The 9,209-nt window shown below is 74.1% G+C and carries 9 protein-coding genes and 1 pseudogene; 4 read left to right on the top strand and 6 right to left on the bottom strand.

The genetic code is table 11. From position 1 onward, the window contains the following. Nucleotides 1-145 precede the first annotated feature (145 nt). From ABD944_RS17255 to ABD944_RS17275, 5 genes and pseudogenes are all read right to left on the bottom strand, one after another. On the bottom strand, nucleotides 146-1,492 hold the full coding sequence (locus tag ABD944_RS17255) for a protein kinase domain-containing protein (RefSeq protein WP_345177596.1): 1,347 nt from the start codon (nucleotides 1,490-1,492) through the stop codon (nucleotides 146-148). A gap of 20 nt (nucleotides 1,493-1,512) precedes the next feature. Then, nucleotides 1,513-2,304: a putative hydro-lyase gene (locus ABD944_RS17260; protein ID WP_345177599.1), complete on the bottom strand. Its 792-nt coding sequence runs from the start codon at nucleotides 2,302-2,304 to the stop codon at nucleotides 1,513-1,515. Further along, a pseudogene (locus ABD944_RS17265) lies at nucleotides 2,301-3,196 on the bottom strand (5-oxoprolinase subunit C family protein). Before ABD944_RS17265 ends, ABD944_RS17260 begins: the two are co-directional and overlap by 4 nt. Nucleotides 3,197-3,212: 16 nt before the next feature. Then, entirely contained in the window at nucleotides 3,213-3,821 is a 609-nt protein-coding gene (locus ABD944_RS17270) for a 5-oxoprolinase subunit B family protein (protein ID WP_345177600.1), read from the bottom strand. A 7-nt stretch (nucleotides 3,822-3,828) separates the two neighbouring features. Further along, on the bottom strand, nucleotides 3,829-5,058 hold the full coding sequence (locus ABD944_RS17275; protein WP_378188947.1) for an NRAMP family divalent metal transporter: 1,230 nt from the start codon (nucleotides 5,056-5,058) through the stop codon (nucleotides 3,829-3,831). Between the two features lie 157 nt (nucleotides 5,059-5,215). Here ABD944_RS17275 and ABD944_RS17280 point away from each other — a divergent pair, with 157 nt between their 5' ends. After that, nucleotides 5,216-5,920 (top strand): GntR family transcriptional regulator, encoded by a 705-nt coding sequence (locus tag ABD944_RS17280; RefSeq protein WP_345177602.1) that lies wholly within the window; start codon nucleotides 5,216-5,218, stop codon nucleotides 5,918-5,920. Nucleotides 5,921-5,941: 21 nt separating this feature from the next. Here ABD944_RS17280 and ABD944_RS17285 read toward each other — a convergent pair whose 3' ends face one another. Further along, entirely contained in the window at nucleotides 5,942-6,568 is a 627-nt protein-coding gene (locus tag ABD944_RS17285; RefSeq protein WP_345177603.1) for a GntR family transcriptional regulator, read from the bottom strand. Between the two features lie 149 nt (nucleotides 6,569-6,717). On the opposite strand from ABD944_RS17285, the gene pdhA reads away from it, so the two are divergent. The 3 genes from pdhA to ABD944_RS17300 form a co-directional block, all read left to right on the top strand. Then, a complete protein-coding gene (gene pdhA, locus ABD944_RS17290; RefSeq protein ID WP_345177605.1) occupies nucleotides 6,718-7,833 on the top strand; it encodes a pyruvate dehydrogenase (acetyl-transferring) E1 component subunit alpha in 1,116 nt (371 codons plus the stop codon). Nucleotides 7,834-7,842: 9 nt separating this feature from the next. Beyond that, nucleotides 7,843-8,892, top strand: coding sequence for an alpha-ketoacid dehydrogenase subunit beta (locus ABD944_RS17295; RefSeq protein WP_345177608.1), 1,050 nt, complete (start codon nucleotides 7,843-7,845; stop codon nucleotides 8,890-8,892). Then, nucleotides 8,889-9,209: biotin/lipoyl-containing protein (locus ABD944_RS17300; RefSeq protein WP_345177610.1), on the top strand; the 321-nt coding region annotated here is incomplete at its 3' end. The genes ABD944_RS17295 and ABD944_RS17300, both read left to right, overlap by 4 nt.

The following is a 9,209-nucleotide window of genomic DNA, read 5'->3' on the forward strand; positions in this document are numbered from 1 at the left end:
GGGACCGAGCGCCTGTCGAAGCGCTTCGATTGCGGGGATGCTAAGCCCTCGCTCGGCCGCGACACAATAGGACGACCTACACCAATTCGGCTACGAGCCCACTGACCTGCGCCGACGACCTGGGAGCGCTCCCATGTGCGGGGGGTTAGCTACGGCACTCGGCGCCGTTCAGGGTGAATCGCGAGGGGGTTCCGTTGGCGCCGTCCTGACTCCCGAGGAAGCCGAACTCGGCCGCCCCGTGCGGCGGGATCGACCGGTTCCACTCCGCCGCCGTCACCGTGACGGACGTACCGTCCTGCGACCTGCTGCCGTTCCACAGCTGGGTGATCGACTGGCCGTCCGGGAAGGCGAAGCCCAGGGTCCAGCCGTCGATCGCGCCGTCTCCGAGGTTGGTGATGCGGACGGTGGCCTGGAAGCCCCGCGGCCACGTCCCGTCGACGCGGTAGGACACCGAGCACGCGGTCGCCGCCGTCGTCCGGCCCGCCGGGGGCGTCGACGGCGGTCGCGCACCGGCCCGGTCAGAGGAGCCGGGCGCCAGGGCGGCCACCAGCGCGGTCAGCGCCCCGGCCGCGACCCCGGCGACCAGCAGCGGCCGCCGCGCGGGCCCTCGCCGGGACGGTCCGGGGTCGTCCAGGACGCGGGTCGGGTTCCGCGGCCGGTCCGGCGGCGGAGGGTCGGCGGGGGCGGCGGCGCCGGGCACCTGGAGCCGGACGCCCGAGGCGCCTGACAGGACGCGGGCCGCTTCGGCGGCGGTGGGGCGCGCACCGGGGTCCGGGGACAGGCAGCCGCGGCAGAGGGCGGCGACCTCGTCCGGTGTGCCCTTCCGGAAGGCGGACGAGGGCGTGGGCGGCGCGCCGGTCAGGCACTCGTGCAGGACGACGCCCAGGGAGTAGACGTCGGCCGCCGGGGTCGGGGGCGTCCCGCTCACCAGTTCGGGCGCCATGTAGGCGGGCGTGCCCATCACCGGTCCGCCCGCCGTGCCGGTGAACGCGATGCCGAAGTCGAGGACCTTCACCTCGACCGGGGTGAGGTAGACGTTGCCGGGCTTGATGTCGCGGTGCACGATGCCGGCGTCATGGGCGGCGGCCAGGGCGTCGGCGACCCGGGCGCAGATCCCGGCCGCCTCGCGCCAGGGCAGCGGGCCGCGCGCCAGGCGCACGGCCAGGCTCTCCCCGTCCAGCAGCTCCATGACCACGTACGGGATCCGGCGCGGCTCGCGCCACGGGGCCCCCTCCGAGCCGACGCGGTGCTCGCCGTAGTCGTACACGCCGGTGACGCCCGGGTGGGTCAGGGCCGCGGCGGCCTGCGCCTCCTGGCGCAGGCGCCGCGAGAACTCCTCGGGCCCGCCGTCCTTGGGGACCTTGACCGCGACGGCGCGGTCGAGGACGGTGTCGACCGCGCGCCAGACGGTCGCCATGCCGCCGGAGCCGAGAGGCCGCTCGATGCGGTAGCGCCCCCCGAGGCGTTCGCCCGGGGCGATGATCTCGGGCATGGACGAAGCCTATGCCGGACTCAGGGAACGAGGTACCGGCTGTCGCGCGCGTCGGTGATCGCCATGTGGCCGGGGGCGTGCCCGATGGCGAGCTTGGGGCGGGAGGCCATCACCGCCGCCTGCGGGGTCACACCGCAGGCCCAGAACACCGGGATCTCGTCCACTCGGATCTCGACCGGGTCGCCGAAGTCCGGCGCGGACAGGTCGTCGATGCCGAGCTCGACGGGGTCGCCGACGTGCACGGGCGCGCCGTGGACGGAGGGGTACCGGGACGTCACGCGCACGGCGTCGGCCACCTGCGCGGCGGGGACCGGACGCATGGAGACGACGAGCGGGCCGCCGAACTCGCCGGCGCGGCGGCACATCCGGTTCGTCCGGTACATCGGGACGTTGCTGTTCTGCTCGATGTGCCGGACGGGCACGCCGGCCTCGCGGAGCGCGTCCTCGAAGGTGAAGCTGCACCCGATGAGGAACGAGACGAGGTCCTCGCGCCAGTGGGCGGTCACGTCGTTCGTCTCGGCGACCGGCACTCCGTGCTCGTAGACGACGTAGCCGGGCAGGTCGGTGCGCAGGTCCCCGGCGAACAGCGGGGAGGAGGTCTCGCCGGGCTCGGTCACGTCCAGGACGGGGCACGGCTTGGGGTTGCGCTGCGCGAACAGCAGCAGGTCGAAGGCGTACTCGCGCGGCACGGCGATGAGGTTCGCCTGCGTCCAGCCGGCGCACCAGCCGGACGTGGGAACGCGCAGGCCGGCGCGGAACAGGGCCCTCGCCTGGTCCGGCGTGAGCGCGCCCGGGTCGAGGGGTGCGGTCATGTTTCCTCCCGGAGGTTCGGTGCGGGGTGCGGCCGGAACCGGAGCCGCTGGCCGGGGGGGCCTGGGCGGCGCGGCCGACGTCGGCGGAGGCGACCACCGCGATCACGGGGTAGCCGCCGGTGAGCGGGTGGTCGGCGAGGAACAGCACGGGCCGCCCGGACGGCGGGACCTGCAGCGCCCCGGTGACCGTCCCCTCGCTGGGCAGCTCGCCGCGCCCGGCGTGCTCCAGCTCCGGCCCGTCCAGGCGCATGCCGACGCGGTCGATCTCGCTGGTCACCGTGTAGGCGGCGGAGAAGAGGGCCGCGAGCGCGCCGGGGGCGAACCAGTCGTGGCGCGGGCCGGGCATCGCGCGCAGCACGATGTCGCCGCCGCGCGGGGGCGCGACGGGCGCGACGGGCGCGGCGTCCAGGAGCGGCGCCGCGGCGGGCGGCGGGCCGACGGGCAGCAGGTCGCCGGGCTTGAGCGGGGCGGGGCCGAGGCCGGAGAGCGTGTCGGTGGAGCGGGACCCGAGGACGGGCGGGACGGCGACGCCGCCGCGCACGGCCAGGTAGCTGCGCAGCCCGGAGGAGGGAACGCCCATCCGCAGTTCGGCGCCGTCCGGGACGTGGAAGACCGAGTAGGGAGCCTCGGGGCGGCCGTCCACCAGAAGCGGGGCGGGCGCGCCGGTCACCGCGGCGAACACGCCGCCGCGGCAGCGCACGTGCAGGCCGCCGAAGGTGACCTCGACCGCGGCCTCCTCCTCGGGGTTGCCGAGCAGCCGGTTGGCGAGGCGGAACGAGCCCGGGTCCGCGGCGCCCGACACCCCCACGCCGAGCGCCGCGTGACCCGAGCGGCCCAGGTCCTGGACTGTCGCCAGGGGTCCTGTGCGGAGAACGTCCAGAGCGCGCTTCATGGTTCCCGCCGGGGCTTCACGATTTCCTCCGGACGAAGCGGACCCGCGTTCCCGGGCGCAGGAGGGCGGGCGGGTCGCGTTCGAGGTCCCACAGGACGGCCTCCGTGCGTCCGATGAGCTGCCAGCCGCCCGGGGACTCGACCGGGTAGACGCCGCTGAAGCGCCCGGCCAGGCCGACCGCGCCCGCCGGGACGCGGACGCGGGGCGTGGCGCGGCGCGGGACGTCCAGCCGCGGGTCGCCGCCCTCCAGGTAGCCGAATCCGGGCGCGAACCCGGTGAACGCGACCCGCCACGGGGTCCCGGTGTGGGCGGCGACGACCTCGTCCGGGGCGAGCCCGGTGAGGCGGGCGACCTCGGCGAGGTCGGCGCCGTCGTAGACGACGGGGATCTCGGCCTCGCCGCCGTCGCCGCCGGCCGTGCCCGGCCGGTCGGCGCGCACCGCGGTGGCGCGCGCGGCGAGGTCGGCGGCGGGACGGAGCAGCAGGGTCAGGGTGCGGGCGGCCGGCACGAGGTCGGCGACGCCGGGCGGCGGGGACGCCGCGAGCGCCGCGTACAGGCCGAGCATCTCCGGCAGGTCCGGCAGTTCGACCAGCAGTGCCGCGTCGCCGCTCGGGAGGATCCGCACCCCGCCCTCACCTCCAGAGGTCGTCGAGCGCGGAGAGGCTGTTCCACCCCAGGTAGAGCGACACCAGCCAGGCCGCGACGCCGAGGACGAGGAGCCCGACCGGGTACCGGTGGCCGCCGAGCAGGTCGCGGCGGCGGGCGGCCGCCCACAGCAGCACGGCGAGGCCGAAGGGCAGGATCAGCCCGTTCAGCGCCCCGGCGAGGACGAGCAGCTTCGCCGGGGCGGTGCCGATGGCGAGGTAGATGGCGGCGGAGACGAGGATGAACGCGACGACCAGCCGGTTGCGGTGCCGCTCGACGAAGGAGGAGAACGAGACGAGGAACGACACCGAGGTGTAGCTCGCGCCGATGACCGAGGTGATCGCGGCCGACCACATGATCAGTCCGAAGACGCGCAGCCCGGCCTCGCCCGCCGCGTGCTCGAAGGCCGAGGCGGGGGCGTTCTCCTTGGCGAGGGTCACCCCGCCGGCGACGACGCCGAGGACGGCGAGGAACAGCAGCACGCGCATGAGGCCGGTGACGATGATCCCGGTGACGGCGCTGCGGTTGATCTCCTTGACGTTGCCGGGCCCGGTCACCCCGGACTCGATCATGCGGTGGGCGCCCGCGTAGGTGATGTAGCCGCCTACCGTCCCGCCGATGAGCGTGGTGATGACCAGGAAGTCGACGGTCTCCGGCGCGACGCTCTGCCGGAGCGCGTCCCCGAGCGGCGGGTCGGAGACGAAGGCGACGTACAGGGTCAGCAGGATCATCACGGCGCCGAGCACGACGACGATCCGGTCCATCGCGACGCCGGCCCGCCGGACCAGGAAGATCGCGATGGCGGCCAGCGCGGACAGCGCGCCACCGATCTTGACGTCGAGGCCGAGCAGCGCGTTCAGCCCGAGCGCGGTGCCGGCGACGTTGCCGATGTTGAACACCAGGCCGCCGAACACGTCGAGGGCGGCGAGGCCGTACCCGGCGCCGGGCAGGACGCGGTTGCCGAGTTCCTGGGCGCGCATCCCCGAGACGCCGACGACGCGCCACACGTTGAGCTGGATCGCGACGTCCACCAGCACCGACACCAGGATCGCGAAGGCGAACGCGGCGCCGAGCTGGGCGGTGAACACGGTGGTCTGGGTGATGAAGCCGGGTCCGATGGCACTGGTGGCCATCAGGAACATGGCGCCGGCGAGCGCGGCGCGGCGGGAGCGGGCGGCCGGTTCCGTGGTCGTGTCGAGGGTCGCTGGGTCCGTCATGGCGGGGCCCTTCCGGGGGGTTCGACTTTCCGCAAGGGTAGGGATTGTTCAACAATCCATCAAGAGACCTGTTGATGCATTTCTCCGTCCCCAGGGATAGGCTGAGCGCCCCAGAACGTTCGCGCGCCCTCCCGCGCCTACCCTCGGAAGGTGGCCGATGCCCGTGCCGGCGCAGGGCTCGTGGCTGGCCGACATCGCGGCCGCCCGGCACGGCCTCGACAGGACCAGCACCGCCGGGCGGATCGCCGACCTGCTGCGCGAGCAGATCACCGAGGGGCGGCTCGCCCCGGGCGAGCGCGTCCGCGAGGAGGAGCTGAGCGAGGCCCTGAAGGTCTCGCGCAACACCGTGCGCGAGGCGTTCCGGCTGCTCGCCAAGGAGCGGCTGCTCGTCCACGAGTTCAACCGGGGCGTGTTCGTGGGCCGCGTCACCGCCGAAGGCCTGGCGGACCTCTACCGGGTGCGGCGGATCCTGGAGTACGAGGGCATACGGTGCGCGCCGCAGGCCCCGCCCGCGGCGTTCGCCCGGGTGGAGGCGGCGGTCCTCGCCGGCGAGCGCGCCGCCGCCGCCGGGAGCTGGCCGGACGTCGGCACCGCCGACATCCGCTTCCACGAGGCCATCGCCGGGCTGGTGGGCAGCCCCCGGGTCGACGAGATGATCCGGCACCTGCTGGCCGAGATGCGCCTGGTCTTCCACGAGATGGGCTCGCCGCGCGAGTTCCACGAGCCCTACCTGGCCCGCAACCGGCGGATCCACGACCTGCTCGCGCGGGGCGACTTCGCGGGGGCCGAGCGGGAGCTGCGCTCCTACCTCGACGACGCGGAGTCCCAGCTCAGCGCGGCCTACCGAGAGAAGGCGCCCTAGGGGGCCTCGCCGAAGGCGGGGCTAGGGGGCGTAGTTCATGACGTGGTCGTGCAGGAGCTGCGGCGCGGCCGGGTCGGCGCGGCGGAACGCCTCGATCAGCTCGGCATGCTCGGCCGACTTGGAGTAGATCTCCGTCTCGTGCAGGCGCAGGGAGAGGGTCGTCCACAGCTCGATGCCGAGCCCCTCCCACACCGAGACGAGCAGCCGGTTGCCGGCCGACTCGACGATCTCGCGGTGGAAGGCGATGCTGAGGTGCATCTGCTCGTGCAGGTCGCCGTCCCGGGCGGCCTCGCCGAGACGGCGGTTGTGCTCCTCCAGCGCGTCCAGGCAGTCGGCGAGCCGGGGCAGCGCCAGCTCCACGGCCGTCCGCTCCAGGCCCGCGCGGACGGGGAAGATCTCGGCCAGGTCCCGCTCGGTGAAGTCGCGGACCCGGGCGCCCCGGTTCGGCAGCGTCTCGATCAGCCGCTGCGCCTCCAGCTGGCGCAGCGCCTCGCGGACCGGCCCCTGGCTCACGCCCAGCTCGGCGGCGATCCGGCGCTCGACGACGCGCTCCCCTGGCTCCCACCGCCCGGAGCTGATGCCCTCCACGATGAACTCGCGGATCTGGTCGGCGAGCCCGGTGCGGAGCAGCTGGTCGGAGGTCTTCACGAAACTGGATCGTAGCGCCACGGCCGGTAAGTGCCTCTTGACGGGTGGGCGGGTCGTACGAGATACAATATGATCGATCATAGATCAATGATGATCGGGAGTGTCGTGGCGATCCTACGGCGCTGCCCCGGACGAAGGAAGGGTCGCCGATGGCTGACACCGTCCAGGCCGCACCGGCGCGGAGCCGGAGGGCGCGCGGCGCCCAGGCTCCCGAGCCGAAGACCGACGCGGCGGCGCCGGACGCGGCGCCCCCGGCGGCCGACGCCGGCACGCTCGTCGGCTACTACCGGCAGATGCTGCTGATCAGGCGCTTCGAGGAGCGGGCCGCCCGCGCCTACACCGAGGCCAAGATCGGCGGCTACTGCCACCTGAACCTCGGCGAGGAGGCCACGGTCGTCGGGCTGATGGCCGCGCTGCGCCCCACCGACTACCTGTTCACCAACTACCGCGAGCACGGCTACGCCCTCGCCAAGGGCATCGGCGCGGACCGCGTCATGGCCGAGCTGTACGGGCGGTCCACGGGCGTGTCCAAGGGCTGGGGCGGGTCGATGCACCTGTTCGACGCCGAGGCCCGGCTGCTCGGCGGGTACGGGATCGTCGGCGGGCAGGTGCCCCTCGCGGCCGGCGCGGCGCTCGCCGTCTCCTACAAGGGCGGCGACGAGGTCGTCATGTGCCAGATGGGCGACGGGACGACCGCGATCGGAGCGTTCCACGAGTCGCTCAACATCGCCGCCCTCTGGAACCTCCCCGTCGTCTTCGTCGTGATCAACAACGGTCTCGGGATGGGCACCACCGTGGAGAGCTCCGCGGCCGAGCCGGAGCTGTACCGGCGCGGCGCCGCCTACCGGACGGAGAGCCTGCGGGTGGACGGCACCGACGTGATCGCGGTGCGCGACGCCGCGCGCACCGCCGTCGAGCGCGCCCGCGCCGAGAGCAAGCCCTACCTGCTGGAGACCGTCAGCCCCCGGCTGAAGGGCCACTCGGTCGTCGACCCGGCCCGCTACCGGTCCAAGGAGGAGAAGGAGTCCCTGAAGGCCGCCGACCCCCTGGCCCGCATGGCGCTGGAGCTGGAGGAGGCCGGGATCCTGTCCGCCGACGACCGCGACCGGCTCGACACCGAGGTCACGGCGGAGGTCGACGCCGCCGCCGCGTTCGCCGACGAGAGCCCCGCGCCCGAGGTGTCCACGCTGTTCGACTACACCTACGCCACCCCGGTCCCGGGCGAGCTGCGCCGGCTCCCCGCCGACCCCGTATTCGGTTCCTGAGAGGCACCCATGGCAACCGTGACCTACCGCCAGGCCCTCCGGGACACGCTCCGCGCCGAGATGCTGCGCGACGAGAACGTCTTCCTGATGGGCGAGGAGATCGGGCTCTTCGAGGGCTCCTACAAGATCACCGAAGGGCTGCTCAAGGAGTTCGGGCCGCGCCGCGTGCGCGACACCCCGATCGCCGAGGAGGGCTTCGTCGGCGCCGCGATCGGCGCCGCGATGCTCGGCCTGCGCCCCGTCGTGGAGATCATGACGATCAACTTCTCGCTGCTGGCCCTGGACCAGATCGTCAACCACGCCGCGAAGATCTACGGCATGTTCGGCGGGCAGGCCAGCGTGCCGATGGTGATCCGCACGCCGGGCGGCGGCGGGCAGCAGCTCGGCGCCACCCACTCGCAGAACGTCGAGCTGTTCTACTCGTTCATCCCCGGCCTGAAGGTGCTCGCGCCGAGCACGCCCGCCGAGGCGTCGGCGATGCTGAAGGCCGCGATCCGCGACGACGACCCGGTGCTGTTCCTGGAGAACCTCGCCCTCTACAACACCAAGGGCGAGCTGCCCGCCGCGGTCGAGGACGTCGAGCCCGCCGAGATCGGCCGCGCCGCGGTGACCCGTCCGGGCACCGACATCACGATCATCGGCTACTCCCGGATGGCCCGCGTGGCCTCGGAGGTGGCCGAGACCCTCGCCGCCGAGGGGATCTCCGCCGAGGTCGTGGACCTGCGCAGCCTGCGCCCGCTCGACCGGCAGACGGTCGTCGACTCCGTCCGCAGGACCGGCTGCGCCGTCGTGGCCGAGGACGACTGGCTGACCTACGGCATCGGCGCCGAGATCGCCGCGACGATCCAGGAGGGCGCGTTCGACTGGCTGGACGCCCCCGTCCGGCGCGTGGCGATGGCCGAGGTGCCCCTCCCCTACGCCAAGTCCCTGGAGACGGCGGCGCTGCCGTCCGCCGAGTCCCTGCTGACCGCCGTGCGCGCCACGCTCCGCGCGACCGGCCGCATCACGCCGGGGGCGGACGCCCCGTCCCCGCGACCCGCTCTGGAGCCCGCGCGATGACCGAGATCCTCATGCCCCGCCTCTCCGACACGATGGAGGAGGGCGTCATCAGCTCCTGGCAGAAGCAGCCGGGAGACGAGGTCGCGGTCGGCGACGTCATCGTCGACATCGAGACCGACAAGGCGGTCATGGAGTACGAGGCCTACGAGGCCGGCGTGCTGGAGAAGATCCTCGTCGCCGAGGGCGAGACCGCGGCGATCGGCGCCCCGATCGCGGTGATCGTCCCCGCCGGCGGCGCCCGTCCCGAGTCCGCGCCCGCCGCGGAGGCGCGGCCGGCCGCCGAGCCGGAGCGGGCCCCCGCCGCGGAGGCGGCGCCC

Origin of the sequence: Actinomadura verrucosospora, assembly GCF_039540335.1 — a bacterium.
Lineage (GTDB): Bacteria > Actinomycetota > Actinomycetes > Streptosporangiales > Streptosporangiaceae > Spirillospora > Spirillospora verrucosospora.